This window comes from Nitratidesulfovibrio termitidis HI1 (assembly GCF_000504305.1).
GTDB lineage: Bacteria > Desulfobacterota > Desulfovibrionia > Desulfovibrionales > Desulfovibrionaceae > Cupidesulfovibrio > Cupidesulfovibrio termitidis.
Map to the genome: position 1 here is coordinate 3,356,116 of NZ_KI632512.1, position 17,260 is coordinate 3,373,375.

The 17,260-nt window shown below is 66.0% G+C and carries 14 protein-coding genes; 5 read left to right on the forward strand and 9 right to left on the reverse strand.

The annotated features are described in order from the left end of the window. Positions 1-66: 66 nt before the first annotated feature. The 9 genes from pnp to rimP all read right to left on the reverse strand — a co-directional run bounded on the left by pnp (position 67) and on the right by rimP (position 11,168). Entirely contained in the window at positions 67-2,355 is a 2,289-nt protein-coding gene (gene pnp, locus DESTE_RS13415) for a polyribonucleotide nucleotidyltransferase (RefSeq protein ID WP_035068148.1), read from the reverse strand. Between the two features lie 230 nt (positions 2,356-2,585). Beyond that, the gene (rpsO, locus tag DESTE_RS13420) at positions 2,586-2,855 is read right to left on the reverse strand and encodes a 30S ribosomal protein S15 (RefSeq protein WP_007526356.1); all 270 of its coding nucleotides are present in this window, start codon (positions 2,853-2,855) and stop codon (positions 2,586-2,588) included. A 23-nt stretch (positions 2,856-2,878) separates the two neighbouring features. Next, the gene (gene truB, locus DESTE_RS13425) at positions 2,879-3,805 is read right to left on the reverse strand and encodes a tRNA pseudouridine(55) synthase TruB (protein ID WP_035068149.1); all 927 of its coding nucleotides are present in this window, start codon (positions 3,803-3,805) and stop codon (positions 2,879-2,881) included. A gap of 5 nt (positions 3,806-3,810) precedes the next feature. After that, entirely contained in the window at positions 3,811-4,803 is a 993-nt protein-coding gene (locus DESTE_RS13430; protein WP_035068150.1) for a DHH family phosphoesterase, read from the reverse strand. Between the two features lie 327 nt (positions 4,804-5,130). Beyond that, a complete protein-coding gene (locus DESTE_RS13435; protein WP_035068151.1) occupies positions 5,131-5,421 on the reverse strand; it encodes a DUF503 domain-containing protein in 291 nt (96 codons plus the stop codon). Positions 5,422-5,544: 123 nt separating this feature from the next. Beyond that, positions 5,545-8,817 carry a translation initiation factor IF-2 gene (gene infB / locus DESTE_RS13440; protein ID WP_035068152.1) on the reverse strand — a complete coding sequence of 1,091 codons (3,273 nt, stop codon included), beginning with the start codon at positions 8,815-8,817 and terminating at the stop codon, positions 5,545-5,547. Continuing rightward, positions 8,814-9,065: a YlxR family protein gene (locus DESTE_RS13445; RefSeq protein WP_035068153.1), complete on the reverse strand. Its 252-nt coding sequence runs from the start codon at positions 9,063-9,065 to the stop codon at positions 8,814-8,816. The genes infB and DESTE_RS13445 overlap by 4 nt, the downstream gene beginning before the upstream one ends. 7 nt (positions 9,066-9,072) lie before the next feature. Beyond that, positions 9,073-10,428: a transcription termination factor NusA gene (gene nusA / locus DESTE_RS13450; RefSeq protein WP_035068154.1), complete on the reverse strand. Its 1,356-nt coding sequence runs from the start codon at positions 10,426-10,428 to the stop codon at positions 9,073-9,075. 23 nt (positions 10,429-10,451) lie between these two features. After that, positions 10,452-11,168, reverse strand: coding sequence for a ribosome maturation factor RimP (gene rimP / locus DESTE_RS13455; RefSeq protein ID WP_035068155.1), 717 nt, complete (start codon positions 11,166-11,168; stop codon positions 10,452-10,454). Positions 11,169-11,609: 441 nt separating this feature from the next. Between rimP and flgF the strand changes: the two genes are divergently transcribed. The 5 genes from flgF (at position 11,610) to DESTE_RS13480 (ending at position 17,157) form a co-directional block, all read left to right on the forward strand. Further along, positions 11,610-12,389, forward strand: a complete 780-nt coding sequence (gene flgF / locus DESTE_RS13460) for a flagellar basal-body rod protein FlgF (protein WP_035068156.1) — start codon at positions 11,610-11,612, stop codon at positions 12,387-12,389. A 415-nt stretch (positions 12,390-12,804) separates the two neighbouring features. Next, positions 12,805-13,587: a flagellar basal-body rod protein FlgG gene (gene flgG / locus DESTE_RS13465; RefSeq protein WP_035068157.1), complete on the forward strand. Its 783-nt coding sequence runs from the start codon at positions 12,805-12,807 to the stop codon at positions 13,585-13,587. A gap of 16 nt (positions 13,588-13,603) precedes the next feature. After that, a complete protein-coding gene (gene flgA, locus DESTE_RS13470; RefSeq protein ID WP_035068158.1) occupies positions 13,604-14,644 on the forward strand; it encodes a flagellar basal body P-ring formation chaperone FlgA in 1,041 nt (346 codons plus the stop codon). A gap of 54 nt (positions 14,645-14,698) precedes the next feature. Next, positions 14,699-15,415 carry a flagellar basal body L-ring protein FlgH gene (locus tag DESTE_RS13475; protein WP_035068159.1) on the forward strand — a complete coding sequence of 239 codons (717 nt, stop codon included), beginning with the start codon at positions 14,699-14,701 and terminating at the stop codon, positions 15,413-15,415. Between the two features lie 617 nt (positions 15,416-16,032). After that, a complete protein-coding gene (locus DESTE_RS13480; RefSeq protein ID WP_035068160.1) occupies positions 16,033-17,157 on the forward strand; it encodes a flagellar basal body P-ring protein FlgI in 1,125 nt (374 codons plus the stop codon). Positions 17,158-17,260: the final 103 nt, after the last annotated feature.

Sequence of the window (17,260 nt, forward strand, 5' to 3'; positions counted from 1 at the left end):
GAAAAACGGGCGCGGGGATATCTCCCCGCGCCCGTCTGTATTGCGCTTTGCTGTGATGCGGTGCGCCTAGCGGCGGTCGCCGCCACGGCCACGGTCGCCACCACGGCCACCGCGATCGCCGCCACGGCGGTCGCCGCCCCGGTCACCACGGTCGCCACGGCCACCGCGATCACCACGGTCGCCCCTGTCCCCACGGTCACGCGGCGGGCCGGAGGGGCGGGCAGTGTCTTCGGGGTTCCATTCGACGCCCTGCTCTTCCAGCAGCACGGCCTTGCGGCTGGCACGGATGCGGTCGCCGTTGATCTCGATGACCTTCACGGTCATGTCTTCGCCAAGGCGCGCCACGTCGCCAGCCTGTTCCACGCGGTTGGTGTCCAGCTGCGAGATGTGCACCAGGGCTTCGAGGTTGGGCAGGATTTCGACGATGGCGCCGATTTCCAGCACCTTGCGCACCTTGCCCACGTAGTTCTTGCCCAGTTCCGCGCGCTGGTCGTAGTACTGCACCATTTCGCGGGCCATTTCCATGGCTTCGTAAGTGGGGGCGAAGATGGAGACCTTGCCGCTGTCCTCGATGTCGATGGACGCGCCGGTGGCAGCGGTGATGGCCTTGATGTTCTTGCCGCCGGGGCCGATGATGATGCGGATGACGTCGGGGTTGACGAACACCTCGGCATGCTGCGGCGCGTACTTGGACAGCTCGGTGCGCGGGGCTTCCAGCACCTTGGCCATTTCGGCCAGGATGTGCAGGCGCGCCTCGCGGGCCTGGGCCATGGCGCGGGCCATGACGTCGGTGGGCAGGCCGGTGATCTTGATGTCCATCTGGACGGCGGTGATGCCTTCGGCAGTGCCCGCGATCTTGAAGTCCATGTCGCCGAGGGCGTCTTCATCGCCAAGGATGTCGGTGAGCACCAGGTACTCGCCCTCTTCCTTGATCAGGCCCATGGCCACGCCAGCTACCGGGGCGGTGACGGGCACGCCCGCGTCCATCAGCGAAAGGCTGCCGCCGCACACGGCGGCCATGGACGAGGAACCGTTGGATTCCATGGTTTCCGCCACCACGCGCAGGGTGAAGGGGAAGGATTCGTCAACGGGCAGCACCGGCTTCAGCGCCTTTTCGGCAAGCGCGCCGTGGCCGATTTCGCGGCGGGACACGCGCGACATCTTCACTTCGCCCACCGAGTAGGGGGGGAAGTTGTAGTGCAGCATGAACTTCTTGGTCACGTCGCCCACCAGCGAATCCATGCGCTGGCTGTCGGTGGAGCTGCCAAGGGTGGCGACCACCAGCGACTTGGTTTCGCCGCGCGAGAACAGGGCGGAACCATGGGCGCGGGGCAGCAGGCCCGCTTCGATCAGGATGGGGCGCACGGTCTTGGTGTCGCGACCGTCGATGCGGGTGCCTTCCTTCAGGATGCGGCGGCGCACCAGCACCTTTTCCAGCGCGCCCAGCATGTCGCCCACTTCGCGGCCAAGGTTGGCGTTCTCGGCCAGGGCCGGGTCGGCCAGCAGGGCTTCAAGCACCTTTTCCTTGACGGCCTTGCGGGCGTCCTTGCGGGCCATCTTTTCGGGGATGCGCAGGGCGACTTCCAGCTCGGCGGTGGCCAGTTCGGCCACGCGGGCCTTCAGCTCGGCGTTTTCCACCGGCGGGGTCACGGTCATCTTGGCCTTGCCCACCAGTTCCATCAGCTTGAGCTGGGCGTCGATGAGCGGCTGGATTTCCTTGTGGGCCCATTCCAGCGCGGCCACGATGACGTCTTCGGGCACGAAATGGGCTTCACCTTCCACCATCACCACGGAATCGCGCGAGGCGGCGATGACGATGGCCAGATCGCTGGCTTCCATTTCCTTCAGGGTGGGGTTCAGCACGAATTCGCCGTTCACACGGCCGATGCGCGCGCCCGCCACCGGGCCTTCGAAGGGAATGGGCGAGATGCACAGCGCGGCGGAAGCGCCGGTAAGGGCCAGCACGTCGCTGTCGTTTTCCTGGTCGGCGGAAATGACGTTGGCGAGAATCTGCACTTCATCGCGGAAGCCCTTGGTGAACAGGGGGCGCACCGGACGGTCGATGAGGCGCGAGACCAGGGTTTCGCGTTCGCTGGGGCGGCCGATTTCGCGGCGGAAGAAGCTGCCGGGAATGCGGCCAGCGGCGTACATCTTTTCGGAGTAGTCCACGGTCAGCGGGAAAAAGCCCATGTCGCGTTCCATGGGCTGGGTGCACGCGGTGACCAGCACCACGGTGCCGCCGCACTGCACCCAGACCGCGCCGTGCGCCTGATTGGCGAGGCGGCCGGTCTCAAGGATGATTTCTTTTCCGCCGACAACGGCGGAGACGCGGGTAGCGTTGAAAACGCTCTGCATTGTTGCGTACCTCTTCGGTTCAGCGAAGGGGATTCCGGGGAGAAGGCCATGCTGCGACCATGACGTTCCAGTTGGTGTGTCATGGATGTGGCCGGTGCCGACTGTTGCGGCTTCCGGCATGGCACTCTTCCCGGACCCCCCTTCACACTGCGTGTTGGGGGCGACTCGGCGCCCATGCGCATGGCGCAGGGCCCGCCGTCACGCGACGGCGGGCCCCGGTCCATGGCGGATTACTTTCTGAGGCCCAGCTTCTCGATCAGCGCACGGTAGCGCTGAACGTCCTTGGCCTTCAGGTACTTGAGGAGCTTGCGACGCTGACCGACCATCTTCAGCAGGCCGGTACGCGAATGAAAGTCCTTCTTGTGCGTCTTGAAGTGCCCGGTGAGCTGTTCGATGCGGGCGGTGAGCAGGGCAACCTGCACTTCGGGCGAACCGGTGTCGCCTTCATGCTTGGCGTGCACATCAATGATGCTCTTCTTCTGATCGACGTCCATGACCACAGCTGTATCCTCCAAAGTGGATGTTATTGACTCCACAGTCCCCGAAGCACGGTCCAGACCGGCTGCGCGTTCACGATGCGCGTCTCGGCCAGGGCCACGGGCGTGTCGTCCGGAGCGAGCATGATGGCCTTCAGGCCTTCGGCGAATGGCAGTTGCGCCATGGCCTCGGGCTCGTAAGGCAGGGCCGTCCCGTTGCGTACCGCCGCCTCCTGCGCCGCGCCTATGCGCAGCTTGGGCCAGTGGGGCAGGGCTCGCGTGACGGGTATGACCCGCTCCGGCAACCGCTCGGGCTCGGCCAGCACGGCATCAAGCTCGTGCGCCTCGTCAATACCGAACGGGTGACTGTACTCCCGGGTCAGTTCCGTAAGCATGGCGCCGCACCCTAAACGCATCCCCAAGCTGTGGGCCAGGGACCGTATGTAGGTGCCGGAACTGCACGTTACCCGGAAGGTCGCGGACGGCAGGTCGCACGATACGACCTGTGCCCGCGAAATTTCGACGGTCTTCGTCTTTACCGGCGTCTCGCGCCCCGCACGGGACAGCTTGTAAAGGGGCTGCCCCTGATGCTTGGCGGCGGAGTAGGGCGGCACTTCCTGTTCGGTGCTGCCCAGCCAGTTTTCCACCTCGCGCCGGATGTCGTCCGGGGTCACGTGGTCGTACGGGGCGGTGGCCGTCACGCTGCCTTCCGCGTCCCACGTATCGGTGGTGGTGCCAAGGCGAAGGGTGCCAAGATACACCTTTTCGCCGTCGGCCATCAGGTGGCCGGAAATCTTTGTGGCATGCCCCAACAGCACAAGGAGCACCCCCCTCGCCATGGGGTCGAGGGTGCCCGCGTGCCCGATCTTTTTCTGGCCAAGCCGTTTCACCCTGGCGATGCACTGTGCCGAGGTGGGCCCCTGGGGCTTGTTCAGCACCAGAAGGCCATGCTGCTGCGCTGGCAGGACAGCCATATACCTTATGCCTCTTTGCCGCAGGGCGCAAGCTGGGCGGGAATGGCCGCCAGCACGGCCCGCGCGGCCTCGTGCGGCTGCATGTCCAGTTCGGCCCCTGCCGCATTACGGTGCCCGCCGCCGCCAAAGGCCGCCGCAACCACGCGCACGTCATCCGTACCGCTGGAACGCAGGCTGATCTTGCTGCGGCCAGCGCCGTCACCGCGCACCATCAGCGATACGCGTACCCCGGCAAGGCGGCGCAGCTGAGAGGCGTACCCCTCAAGGTCGTCCTTGTCTGCCCCGTGCAGCGCGAACATGTCGTCGGTGATCACCGACACCGCCACTGCGCCGCCGCAGTGCAGCTCTATGCCCTGCATCAGCGCGCCCCACAGGCGCATGCGGCCGATGGACCAGTTGTTTTCCAGCCGGTCGTGGAACAGGCCGGGCTTCAGCCCCAGACGCACGATTTCCGCCGCCAGTTCCAGCAGTTCGCCACTGGTGCTGCCGTAGCAGAAGTTGCCGGTGTCCGTGCAGATGCCAAGGTACACCGCCTCGCCCAGCGGGCCGGAAAGCGGCACGCCCAGTTCGCGCGCCAGCATGCCCGCCATCTGGCAGGTGGCCGCAAGGTGCGGTTCCACCCAGTTGCCCACCGTGCCGAACATGGGATTGCCGAGGTGATGGTCGATGTTCACGCTGCGCAGTTCCGGCAGTCTGGCCTGCAGGTCGCCGCCCACGCGGTGCGCATCGCCGCAATCAAGGATAACCGCCAGGCGCGGGGTAAAACCTTCCAGTTCCGCCCAGGTGCGGGCCACCGGGCCGCCCATGTCCACCCAGCCGTACTGTTGCGGCACCCCGCTGGTGTTGTACAGCCGGAACCGCTTGCCCAGCGCGCGCAGCACATGCGCCATCGCCGCCACCGCCCCGATGGCATCACCGTCCGGGTTGGCGTGGCTGGCCACGAGGATGTCGTCCTCTGCCCTGATGATGGCGGCTATGCTGGCTGCGGTGTCTGTCATGGTGGGGTTCCTGCGGAGCGGGGGAGTTTACTATCAGGAGAGGAGCCGGGGAGGGGACCTTTTGCGGCAGCCGTTATGTGAGCGCTCGCGCGAACATTACGGATGGCGTCCGCAAAGCGTAAAAAGGTCTCCCTCCCTGGACCCCTCCCCTCCAAACTTTTCAAATGGGGGGCGACGTTGCCCGAGTAGGGCACCTGGCTTTGCGCGGCGGGATTTTCGTTTGCTGGCAAGGAAAACAAGACAGCCGGGAGGGAGCGTACTCTTTGGTACGTGACCGATCCGGGTGGCGACGTTTGACGCAGCCAGCAGGCGAAGGGCCCGTCGCGCCTATTCGGCGGCGAAAAATTCAACGTCGCTATACGTCATCTCTTCGGGGCACACGGCTTCCATCATGGCCAGGCACTTGTCGAGGCGGCTTTGCAGGTGCCGCTCGCTGTTGCTTACCGAAACCACGGCCAGCGACAGCCGGGTCAGGGAATCCTGGTTGCGCACCTCGGCGATGGACACGTTGAAGGTGTTGCGCACCTTCGTCTTCAAACTGTTGGCGATGCGCCGCTTCCCTTTCAGGGAATCGTTGCCGTGCAGCTCAAATTCCACCGTGAGCACGCCGATGATCATGGGGGTGCCGCGCCGCGTGGCGCATCGTTGACGAACCGGCGGGGCAAATCCCGCGCCAGTAAATCGGCAGGGCAGGAGGCTTGCGCCCCCTGCCCGCCGGAGGCAATCGTTGTCTGTCTATCCTTACAGCGTGGCGGCTTCTTCGACCATCTCGAAGGCTTCGATGATGTCGCCGATCTTGATGTCGTTGAAGTTTTCAAGGCCAACGCCGCATTCGTAGCCCTTCAGGACTTCCTTCATGTCGTCCTTGAAGCGCTTGAGGGACGTGATCTTGCCGGTGTAGACCACCACGCCGTCGCGCAGCAGGCGTACCCCTGCGTTGCGGGTGATCTTGCCGTCCGCAACGTGGCAGCCAGCGATGGTGCCCACCTTGGGCACACTGAAGGTCTGCCGCACTTCCACCTGACCCAGGTACACTTCGCGCTGCACCGGGGCGAGCATGCCTTCCATGGCGCTCTTCACTTCATCCACGAGCTTGTAGATGATGTCGTAGAAGCGGATGTCCACGTTCTCCTGCTCGGCGATGTCCTTGACCTTGGCGGTCGGACGGACGTTGAAGCCGATGATGATGGCGTCGGAGGCCGATGCCAGCAGGATGTCGGATTCGGAGATGGCCCCGGCGCCGCCGTGGATGATGTTGATGCGGACCTTCTCGGTGCTGAGCTTGCGCAGCGCCTCGGAGATGGCTTCCAGCGAGCCCTGCACGTCGGCCTTGACGACAAGGTTGAGCACCAGGGCTTCCTGGTCGTCGGCGCGGCGGGACAGGAACGTTTCCAGGGTAACCTTGGATTCGCGGGCCAGTTCCTTTTCGCGCTGCTTCACGGCGCGGGTTTCCGCGATGCGGCGGGCGAGCTTTTCGTCCGTCACGCACACGAATTCCTCGCCAGCTTCGGGCACGCCCTCGAAGCCCTGCACTTCCACCGGCATGGCGGGGCCGGCTTCCTTCACCTTCTTGCCCTGGTCGTTGAACATGGCGCGCACGCGGCCGCTGAACACGCCGCACACGAAGGTGTCGCCCTGGCGCAGGGTGCCTTCCTGGATCAGCACGGTGGCCACGGGGCCACGGCCCTTGTCCAGCTTGGCTTCCACGATGTGGCCGCGGGCGGGCTTGTCGGGGTTGGCCTTGAGCTCAAGGATTTCGGCTTGCAGGGCCAGCAGTTCCAGCAGTTCGTCAAGGCCCTGGCGGGTCTTGGCCGACACGTGGCTGAACACGGTATCGCCGCCCCAGGCTTCGGACACCAGGCCCATTTCCGCCAGTTCGCGCTGCACGCGTTCCGGGTTGGCGCCTTCCTTGTCCATCTTGTTGACGGCAACCATGATGGGCACGCCAGCGGCCTTGGAGTGGTTCACCGCTTCGCGGGTCTGCTCCATGACGCCGTCGTCGGCGGCCACCACCAGCACGACGATGTCGGTCACCTGCGCGCCGCGGGCACGCATGGCGGTGAACGCTTCGTGGCCGGGCGTATCGAGGAACACGATTTCACCCTTCTTGGTGGTCACGTGGTACGCGCCGATGTGCTGGGTGATGCCGCCCGCTTCGCCCATGGTGACGTTGGTCTTGCGGATGGCGTCGAGCAGCGAGGTCTTGCCGTGGTCGACGTGGCCCATGATGGTGACCACGGGCGGCCGATGCTGCAAGGCTTCGGGTGCGTCCACTTCCTTGGGGATCAGGTAGTCGTCTTCCGAGAAGCCCACCTTTTCCACTTCGTAGCCGAATTCAGAGGCCACAAGGGTGGCGGTTTCGATGTCCAGCGACTGGTTGATGGTCGCCATGACGCCGAGGCCGAACAGCACCTTGATGATTTCGGTGGACTTCAGACCCATCTGGTGGGCCATGTCGGCCACGCGGATGGCTTCCTCGACCTTGATCTTGCGCTTGGCGGCCTTCAGCGGCTGGGTGGCGGTGGCGGCCTTCATGTCGCGGCCCTTGCGCCCCTTGCCGCGGCGGGCGCCGCCACGGGGGAAATCGTCGTCCTCGCGGCCACGCGCGGCGCGGTCGGCGCCGGGCTGGAAGTCCACCGTGCGGCGGCCCTTCAGGCGCTTCTTCTTGCTCTGGCCTTCGTCGCCGCCTGCCGGGGGCTGGCCCATGCCGGGACCACCAGGGCCGCCGGGACCACCAGGACGGGGACCGTAGCCGGGGCCGCCGGGGCCACCGGGACGGGGACCACCGGGACCGCCGGGACGGTAACCGCCGGGGCGATCACCGCCGGGGCCGCCGGGACCACCAGGACGGGGACCGTAGCCGGGCCGATCGCCACCAGGACCGCCGGGGCGGGGGGCGTAGCCGGGCCGGTCGCCGCCGGGACCACCAGGACGGGGACCGTAGCCGGGGCGATCACCACCGGGACCACCGGGACGGGGCGCATAGCCCTGCCGGTCGCCAGCGTAAGCGGGCCGGTCGCCGCCGGGGCCGCCGGAGCGGGGCTGATAGCCCTGCCGGTCGCCATAAGCGGGGCGGTCGTCCCTGTCAGGGCGGTCGCCTTCGCGCGGGTAGGGGCGCGGAGCCGGAGCGGAAGGATCGGGACGGGAAATGACGCGGACCTGCGGTCCGGGCACGTCGGGCGTGCGCTTCTTTTTCCTGCGGCGGTTGCCGTCCGCGTCGTCCTCGTCACCGTCCATGCCTTCACCGCGCGGGGCGGCGTCGGCTGCCACGGGGGGCAGGATGGACGGCTGGGGAGTGGCGTCGGGCATGGCCGAAGCGTCGGGCCGGGCCGGACGGATGATCCGCGCAGTGGGCGTGGCGGGCTTTTCGGCCTTGGATTCGCCAGACTTGTCAGCCTCGGCAGACGCAGGAGCCTCGGAGGGTGCGGAAGCAGCCTGTGCGGCTTCTGCCTGCACGGCGGCGGGCTTGTCCGCCCCGACCGGGCCGGCGGGTGCAGCGGCCACGGGCGCCGCGGGGGCTGCCTCTGCCGGTGCTGCCGTGACGGGCGCGGGCTCGTCGTGGCGACGGATGATGCGCGCGGCGGGCGTGGCAGCGCGTGCCTCGGGCGCCGCGGGGGCTTCGGCGCGGGCGGCACGGGTGGGCCGTTCGTCAGCTGCGGGCTGCACGGGCGCTTCGGCCTTGGCGGCTTCGGTGGCGCCAGCGTCGCCGGCGTCGGCACCGCCAGAGGCGGCTTCGCGCTCTTCGGCACGACGACGCACGGGGGCTTCGCCCTCTTCGCCGTCGCGGCGGCGGCGGCGCACGATAACGCCGGGCTGCACCACCTTGCGGTCAACGCCCGCTTCGGCGGTCTGGCCCTGATGGCGTTCGCGCACGCGGCTGACCTCGTCGGCGGTGAGCATGGTCATCACGCTCTTGGCCGGTATGTCGAGATCGCGCAGCGTGTGGAGCAGATCTTTGGTGGACATGCCCAGCTCCGTGGACAGGTCCTTCACCCTGGTCTTGTCGTCGGTCATTCCTGAACCCCCTTGCGCTTCCTTCGCCAGCCGCCGAACTTCCGGAATCGCTCCCGGCATTCGGGGCTTTCGCATACGTAGAACCCGCGTCCAGGCAGTGTCTGCCTTTCGTCCGGAACGGGGTCGGCCCCCGCCCCGGCGGCGTCCGTCGGGGGGACGTACCGCAGAAGCTCGCGCTTTGCAAAGCGGCGCCTGCATATGACGCAGGTGCGTAATGGTATGTGCTTCCCGCGGATGGCGTCATCCATCCGCGTACTATTCCTTCGCTTCGGCTTCGGTTCCTTCGCCCTGTTCCTGTGCAGGCGCCTCTACGGCGTCCTGCCCGGACTCCGGAGCGGCTTCCGCATCCGGTTCGGCAGTCGCGTCGGCATCTTCCTGCGCCTGGGGCGCAAGGAAGTTGATGGCTGCGCGCAGGTCGGCGATCTTGCCCGGCGCAAGGCCCAGCGCCGAGGCGAGTTCCTCGTCGTCGGCCTCGCGCAGGCGTTCGATGGACTGGAACCCTGCCGCGATGAACTGTTCGATGGAGATTTCGGCGACGCTGGCGATCTGCTCGAGCCCGCGTCCGATGGCGTTGGCCTCGTTGTAGCGGGTTTCGGTGTAGATATCTATCTTCCAGCCCAGCAGTTTCGCGGCCAGCTTCACGTTCTGGCCCTTGCGGCCGATGGCGTTGGTAAGCTGGTCGTCGGGCACGATGACTTCGAGCAGGTTCTCTTCCTCGTCCACCACGATGCGCGAGATCACCGCCGGGGAAAGGGCGTTGCGGGCGTATGTGGCGATGTCCGGGCTCCAGACCACGATGTCGATGCGCTCGCCGCGCATTTCCTGCACGATGTTCTGGATGCGCGAACCGCGAATGCCCACGCAGGCGCCCACCGGATCCACGTCGCGGTCGCGCGACATGACGGCGGCCTTGGCGCGGCTGCCGGGGTCGCGCGAAACGCCCATGATCTGCACGGTGCCGTCGTCCACCTCGGGCACTTCACGGCGGAACAGGGCCGCCATGTAGTCGCGGTGCGCGCGGGAAACGATGACCTGCGGGCCGCGGCCTTCCTTGCGCACGTCGATGAGGATGGCCTGCACCCGGTCGCCGCGCTTGTAATGCTCGCGCGGGATCTGTTCTTCCTTGGGCAGCAGCGCTTCGGTGCGGCCAAGGTTGATGATCCACCCGGCCTTGTCGCGGCGCTGGATGATGCCGCTGACGATTTCGCCCCGGCGATCCTTGTATTCCTCGTAGATGATCTCCTGCTCCGCGTCGCGCATGCGCTGGATGATCACCTGCTTGGCCGACTGGGCGGCGATGCGACCAAGGTCCTCGATCTTCACGCGGAAGCCCATTTCGTCGTCCAGCTGTACGCTGGGATCGTGGGTGCGCGCGTCCTCGAGCGAAATTTCGCTGTTCGGGTTCTCGACCTCTTTCACGACGATCTTGAACTGATAGACGTCTATCTCGCCGGTCTCGTCATTGTAGCTGACTTCGGCGTCCATTTCGTCGCCGAACTTGCGGGCCACGGAGGTGCGGACGGCTTCCTCCAGGGTGTCGATCAGCATGTCGCGGTCAAGGCCCTTGTCCTTGCTGATCTGGTCGATGGCCTTCTTGAGTTCCAGGCTCATGGGTACTCCTCCGGATCGGTGGCCTAGTCCGTGGTGTCGTCGTGCGGCGCGCCGCCGCGTGCGGGCTTCTTGGGCTGCGCCTTCTTGCGCTGGCCGGTCTTGCCGCCGGGCTGGGGCCGGGTCGTGTCGGGAAAAACGTGGACGAGGTGCGCCTTTTTCACGTCGTCCCACGCCACACTGATGGGGGCGGGGTCTTCGTCGGGGCGGGGCGCGGTGTCGGGCAGAAAGGTGAGGGTGTCGCCTTCCACCCGTACGATGTCAGCCCGGAACTTGCGGCGGCCCGGCCATTCCGGCTGGGGCGCCGCAAGGGTGAGTTCGATGGTGCGGCCAACGTAGGGGACCGTCTGGGATATCTCGAAGAACGGGCGTTCCAGCCCCGGCGAGGACACTTCGAGCACGTAGGCGTCGCGGATCACGTCTTCCACGTCCAGGGCAAGGCCAAGCTGGCGCGAAAGGCGGGCGCACTGGTCTATGGTCACGCGTTCGGGGGTGACGCCGTCCGGGGTAACGCCGTCCGGGGTAACGCCTACAGGGGCGACATCATCTTGTGCGGTGTCTTCCGGCGTGGCGCCTTCGTTCGTGTCGGCGGGGGCGGGCATGCCGGGCCTGGCGTCCACGTACACGCGCAGCACCATGCGCCCCCCGTCAAGAATCTCGATGCCCCACAGGGCAATGCCCAGGGCGTCGGCCAGGGGCGTGGCAATGGCGGCGACGGCGTCGCGGAGGGGATGCGTGCTCATGATGCGGGGTAACGTCCGTTGTCGTGGGCGGCGGAGCCGCAGCAAAAAAAAAGGGGGCCAAAAGGCCACCCGGAATGGCCGCGTACGGCCCTCAGGATGTCGAAGCGGCGTTGCCGTGGAGCGGTAAGGCGTGGCGCTCCGTGAAGCGATTCCAGAGGAATATCGGCAGCCGCTTCTGTCAAGACGCGAATATATAGTATGAGACCGGGGGCATGTCAACAGGAGATGGCGCGGGGATTGATGCGGACCGCGCGGGGGCTGGCCGCAGGGGGCGTGAACGCGGGGATGAAGACCGTCGTTGTTCCGTCGGTCAGGTCCGCAAGTCGTGCCTTTCTGTCGGGGTACATGCGTTGCCACGCACCGGAATGATGCAGGTTTCCGGGTGTGGCCCACGCCTTGCAAATCCACTGGCGCGGGCAGCATGCCCGCAAGGAGGCACGCATGCAAGAAGGCATGTTGTCGAGCCTGTTCGGCGCGCTCACCAATGAGCATCGCATGAACAATATCTCGAACAATCTCGCGAACGTGAATACCACGGGCTACAAGCGCGACGTCATATCCTTCAAGGATACCATGCAACTGTTCGCCCATGACCAGATCATGGAGCCCATTGCAAACGTGCGCTCGAAAAAGCTCTTTCCGGAGCCCATGCATGTGGCCCGGCCCCGCATAGCCGTGGCCCACACGGACTTCGAGCAGGGCAGCATGCGCTACACCGGCAACCCGCTGGACGTGGCCATCTCCGGCAACGCCTTTTTCAAGGTGCGTACCCCCGAAGGCGAATTCTACACCCGCAACGGCAACTTCATCCAGACCGCCGAAGGCCAGTTGGTAACCGCCATGGGCCATGCGGTGCAGGGTGACGGCGGCGACATTGCCCTGCCGCCCGGCGAGCAGGTGCAGATATCCGACGACGGGCAGATTTTCGCGGGCGGCGCACTTGTGGGCCAGTTGAACATGGTCACCGTCAACGACCTGACCGCCCTGGAAAAGCTGGGCGGCAACATGTACCGGCTGCGGCCCGGTTCCAACGCGGGCGAGGTGCCCGCCGAAGGCGCCTACGTGGCCCAGGGCTACCTGGAGGCGTCCAACGTCGAGGTGGTCTCTGAAATGGTGAACATGATCGAAACCCAGCGGCAGTTCGAAGCGTACCAGAAAGTGATGCAGACCACCGATTCCATAGATCGGGAGGCAACCCAGAAGGTGGGCAAGAAAGTCTAGGGAGTGTGTGCAAACGGTCCTTTTGCCCGCTGGCTTCCGACCCGAAGGGCGCGAAGCGTGGCCGTTGGGCGAGTCTGCGAGCCCTACGGACATCGTGCGCAACGCGGTCAAACTTCGCCTGCCATTTCAGTCAAATACCGAAGAGCGCGTTGCGGTCCTCATCCGTAAGGCTCGCAAACTCGCCCGACGGCTGAGGCATATTCCTTCATGGCAGTCTTGTTTTCCTCGCCAGCGAACAAAAAACCTGTTTGCAAACACTCCCTAGCGCTCCAGCCGCCCCAAAGCTTCTGACAACCGCCTCCGCGTGGGCATGCGTGACCTGCGCATCCGGCATTCGGTTTGCAAACACCAGGCTGGCGGGCAACTACCGCCGGACAACTGACGGAACCAACCTCCTTGCAAGGAGACAACGACCATGATGCGTTCACTCTGGACGGCCGCCACCGGCATGGTGGCCCAGCAGCTCAACATCGACGTGATCTCCAACAACCTCGCGAACGTGAATACCACGAGCTTCAAGAAGAGCCGCGCGGAGTTCGAGGACCTCATGTACCAGAACATGCGCATCGCCGGTGCCGCCACCGAGGGGGATAACCGTATTCCCACCGGTATCCAGGTGGGCATGGGTGTGCGCCCCACCACGGTGCACAAGTTCTTCACCCAGGGCGACTACTCCAACACCGGCAACTCGCTGGACCTCGCCATCGAAGGCGACGGCTTCTTTCTGGTGCAGGTGAACGGCGAAGACGCCTACACCCGTGCGGGCGCGTTCAAGCTGAACCAGGACGGGGTGGTGGTGACCGCCAATGGCTACACCCTGCAGCCGGAATTCACCGTGCCCGCCGAAACCAAGAACATCACGGTGACGGAAAACGGGCACATTTCCGCCCTGGACACCAATGGTGACGCCCTGGCCGAGGCCGACATCCCCCTCTACACCTTCATCAACCCGGCGGGCCTCGAAGCGCGTGGTCGCAACCTGTACGTTCCGTCCGAGGCATCGGGCGAGGCGGTGGAAGGCGTGCCCGGCGAAGACAACGTGGGCACCATTGCCCAGGGCTTTCTGGAAATGTCCAACGTCGAGGTGGTGGACGAAATGGTGAACATGATCGTGGGCCAGCGCGCCTACGAAATGAACTCCAAGGCCATCCAGACGTCGGACACCATGTTGCAGACCGCCGTGCAGCTCAAGCGCTAGACCGGGGAGACACCGCATGATCCGCCACCGCCGTTCCGCACCCACCCGCCATTCCGCCGTCATGGTATCCGCGTTCGCCGGTCCCATGGCCTGGCTGGCCGCACTGGCCCTTGCCGTCGGGCTGCTGGCCTTCGGCCTTGCCCCGGCCCGGGCTGGCACCGCCGACGCGGGCTGGCGCATCCGGCTGCTGGACGCCGCCGTGGTGTCCGGCGCAACGGTGACCCTGGGCGAGATCGCGGAGCCGGTGGGCCCCATTTCTCCGCAGGCCTGGCGCGAACTGGCCGCCACCCCGTTGTGGCCGTCGCCCACCGAGCCGGGCCGCCCCATGAGCGTCAACCGCCCGCGCCTGCAACAGGCCCTGCGCGAGGCCCTGCGCGATACCGAGTCGCTGTGTCTGTACCCCGGCACGCTGGTGCTCCAGCGCGGTGGCGCGGTGCTGCGCGAAGGCGACCTGCGCGCCCTTGCCGTCAGGACTCTGACACCCGCCCTGGCCGCCATGCCCGGCGAGGCGTCCATGCAGGACTATCGCCTCCCTCCCTACGTCTTTCTGGCACACCCGCAGCAGCAGGTGGTGATGGAAAACACTTTGGCCGCCCCCGGTCGCAACACCCTGCGTTTTTCCGTGCGTGAGGTGGACGGCAGCACCGTGCGCAAGTTTACCGGTTCCGCCTTCGTGGACGTGTGGGCCGACGTGCCCTGCGCCGCCCAGCCCGTGAACAGGGACGACGTGCTGACCCCGGACAAGATCACCCGCGTGCGCAAGAATCTGGCCTACCTGCGCGAACCCGCCTGGGACGGCCTGGGCGGCCCGTGGCGCCTGACCCGCCCTGTGGGCGCCGACCAGGTGATCTACCAGAGCGATCTTTCCGGCGTGCCCACCGTGCGGCGCGGCAGCGTGGTGACCGTGCTGTACGATTCCGGCTCTGTGCGCCTGCAGGTGCAGGGCGAGGCCATGGCCGACGGCGGCCTTGGCGAGACCATTCCCGTGCGCAACATGCAAAGCAAGCGGCAGATATATGCCGCGGTGAAGGATGGGGGGACGGTGGTCGTCCGGTAAGGGGTCCCCTTACGGGCAGAATTCGCCTCATCCGCAATTTCAAGGAGAACCGTCATGAAACGCAGACTGCTCGCCGCCGGGTGCGCCATGCTGTTGCTTTCCGGGTGCAATGCCGCCCGCCAGCAGCCTTCGCCGGTGCCGCCGGTCACGCAGCCGCAGGCCTATACCGAACCCGAGGACGCCGCCGCCAACCCCGGATCGCTGTACAGCGAATCGGACTCGGAGTTCCTGTTCTCCGACAACCGCGCCCGCCGGGTAGGCGACATCGTGCTGGTCAAGGTGGTGGAAACCGACAAGGCCAAGAACAAGGCAGATACCACCGCCGACAAGACCAGTACCAACGAACTGGGCGTCAGCGCCTTCTTCGGGCAGTCCAGCGCGTCCATCAACCCCCTGAACCCCACGGGGCCATTCAGCGGGGCCGTGGGAGCCAACCCCGTCCTGGGCACCAGCTCCACTTCCAAGCATTCCGCCACCGGCGAAACCAAGCGTGAAAGCACCGTTACCACCACCATCGCCGCCCGCGTGCTGCGCGTGCTGCCCGGCGGTCTGATGGAAGTGGAAGGCGCCCGCGAAACCCGCGTCAACGACGAGACGCAGTACATCGTGGTCAGCGGTCTGGTGCGCGCCCGCGACGTGGCCTCTGACAACTCCGTGACCTCGTCGCAGATGGCCAACGCCCGCATCGAGTACTACGGAAAGGGCACGCTGGCGGACAAGCAGAAGCCGGGGTGGTTTACCCGTCTGATGGACAACGTCTGGCCTTTCTAGTGCGAACGCGGCGATTCCGCCCGCATGCATCGTCAAACATTGCCGCCGCCGGGGTCGAGTACCAAAGAGTACACTCCCCCGGCGGCGACTTCGTTTTCCTCGCCTGCGAACGGACTTGCCGCGTTCGCGCTACGCGACGCGTGTAAGGAGTGAAGAAGCAACACGCCCTCGTCGTCGGCCCCGCTTTCCTTGCCTGCGGGCAAGCCGGGCGCATTTCCTGTGCGTTGCCAGGCACGGGGGAAGAGGAAAAAACGTTTTTCCCCTCTACCGATAGGGTGTGGTGCGAAGGCGGCGAGTCCGTTCGCAGGCAAGGAAAACGGGATGTTCGCGACGGGAGTGTACGGGTTGGTACATGACCGGAGCGAACATCCCGTTTGACGATGTATGCGGGCGGAATCGCCGCCTTCGCGCTGGCACGGTGTTGGCAATAGCCGTAGGCAGCGCCGGAATACCGTCGGATACCCGTCGGTGCCGCGCCCTGCGGAATGCTTATTTCCTGACCGTCAGCAATCCGCGCGCCCCATCCCTTCGCGCACGTCCGGCCAATATCCGGCGCACATTCGGGGGGGGCGCCGCGTAACGGGCTGCCCGCGCAGCCGGATTTTCGGAGAAACGCCATGTCGCCCAGCCTTCGTTCCCTCACCGCCCGCCTTCTCGTCGTCCCGCTGCTTGTGGCCCTGTGGCTGCTGGCCTTGCCGGGCGGCGCGGGGGCCGTGCGCATCAAGGACATCGCCAGTTTCGGCGGCGTGCGCGACAACCAGCTCGTGGGCTACGGCCTGGTAGTGGGCCTGGGCGGCACGGGCGACAAGAAGGATTCCACCTTCACCATGAGTTCCATGGTCAACATGCTGGAACGCATGGGCGTGGCCGTGGACCAGACCAAGATGAAGCCCAAGAACGTGGCCGCCGTCATGGTCACCACCCGCATGCCCGTTTCCGCCAAGCCGGGCACCCGCCTGGACGTCACCGTGTCGTCCATGGGCGACGCCACCAGCCTTCAGGGCGGGGTGCTGCTGCTCACGCCGCTGAAGGGCGTGGACGGCAAGGTGTACAGCCTGGCGCAGGGACCGCTGGCCCTGGGCGGCTTTTCCGTGGAAGGGCAGGCCGCCCGCGCCCAGAAGAACGTGACCACCGTGGGCACCATCCCCGGCGGGGCCATCGTGGAGCGGGGCATTCCCTTCCAGTTCAACAGCCAGGATACGCTGACCCTGCACATGTCCAGCGCCGACTTTTCCACCACCATGCAGGTGGTGGAGCGGCTGAACCGGGTCATGGGCGGCAGCTACGCCAAGGCCCAGGACGCCACCACCGTGGCCCTGGACGTGCCGCCCGCCTACCGGGGCAACCTGGTGCCGCTGATGGCCTCCATCGAAAACATCGAAGTAACCCCCGATGCCCCGGCCAAGGTGGTGGTGGACGAAAAGACCGGCACCGTGGTGCTGGGGCGCGACGTGCGCATCTCTCGCGTGGCCGTGGCCCACGGCAGTCTGCAGGTCACCGTGCAGGAAGGCATGGACGTTTCGCAGCCCGGCCCGTTCAGCCAGGGGCAGACCGTGGCCACCCCACGTACCGACATCAACGTGCGTGAAGAAAACCGCCGTCTGATGCTCATGGAAGGGGCCACGTTGCAGGAACTGGTGGATGGCCTGAACGCCATCGGCGCCACCCCGCGCGATCTGGTCTCGATCCTTCGGGCCATGAAGACGGCGGGGGCGTTGCATGCCGATCTCGAAGTCATCTAGCTGCGGCACAAGGGCCTTTTTGCCTCTGCCGTCGTCAGAACGCTTTTTTGTTCCGGTCGAGTACCACAAAAGTACGCTCCCTCCACAAAAAGAGCGTTCTTCC

Excerpts from the sequence above, each read along its gene's own strand:
- flgG (WP_035068157.1), top strand. The coding sequence starts at position 12,805 with ATGATGCGTTCACTCTGGACGGCCGCCACCGGCATGGTGGCCCAGCAG.
- DESTE_RS13480 (WP_035068160.1), top strand. The coding sequence starts at position 16,033 with ATGTCGCCCAGCCTTCGTTCCCTCACCGCCCGCCTTCTCGTCGTCCCG.
- pnp (WP_035068148.1), bottom strand. The coding sequence starts at position 2,355 with ATGCAGAGCGTTTTCAACGCTACCCGCGTCTCCGCCGTTGTCGGCGGA.
- DESTE_RS13475 (WP_035068159.1), top strand. The coding sequence starts at position 14,699 with ATGAAACGCAGACTGCTCGCCGCCGGGTGCGCCATGCTGTTGCTTTCC.
- DESTE_RS13435 (WP_035068151.1), bottom strand. The coding sequence starts at position 5,421 with ATGATCATCGGCGTGCTCACGGTGGAATTTGAGCTGCACGGCAACGAT.
- truB (WP_035068149.1), bottom strand. The coding sequence starts at position 3,805 with ATGGCTGTCCTGCCAGCGCAGCAGCATGGCCTTCTGGTGCTGAACAAG.
- DESTE_RS13430 (WP_035068150.1), bottom strand. The coding sequence starts at position 4,803 with ATGACAGACACCGCAGCCAGCATAGCCGCCATCATCAGGGCAGAGGAC.
- flgF (WP_035068156.1), top strand. The coding sequence starts at position 11,610 with ATGCAAGAAGGCATGTTGTCGAGCCTGTTCGGCGCGCTCACCAATGAG.
- flgA (WP_035068158.1), top strand. The coding sequence starts at position 13,604 with ATGATCCGCCACCGCCGTTCCGCACCCACCCGCCATTCCGCCGTCATG.
- infB (WP_035068152.1), bottom strand. The coding sequence starts at position 8,817 with ATGACCGACGACAAGACCAGGGTGAAGGACCTGTCCACGGAGCTGGGC.
- DESTE_RS13445 (WP_035068153.1), bottom strand. The coding sequence starts at position 9,065 with ATGGATGACGCCATCCGCGGGAAGCACATACCATTACGCACCTGCGTC.
- rimP (WP_035068155.1), bottom strand. The coding sequence starts at position 11,168 with ATGAGCACGCATCCCCTCCGCGACGCCGTCGCCGCCATTGCCACGCCC.
- nusA (WP_035068154.1), bottom strand. The coding sequence starts at position 10,428 with ATGAGCCTGGAACTCAAGAAGGCCATCGACCAGATCAGCAAGGACAAG.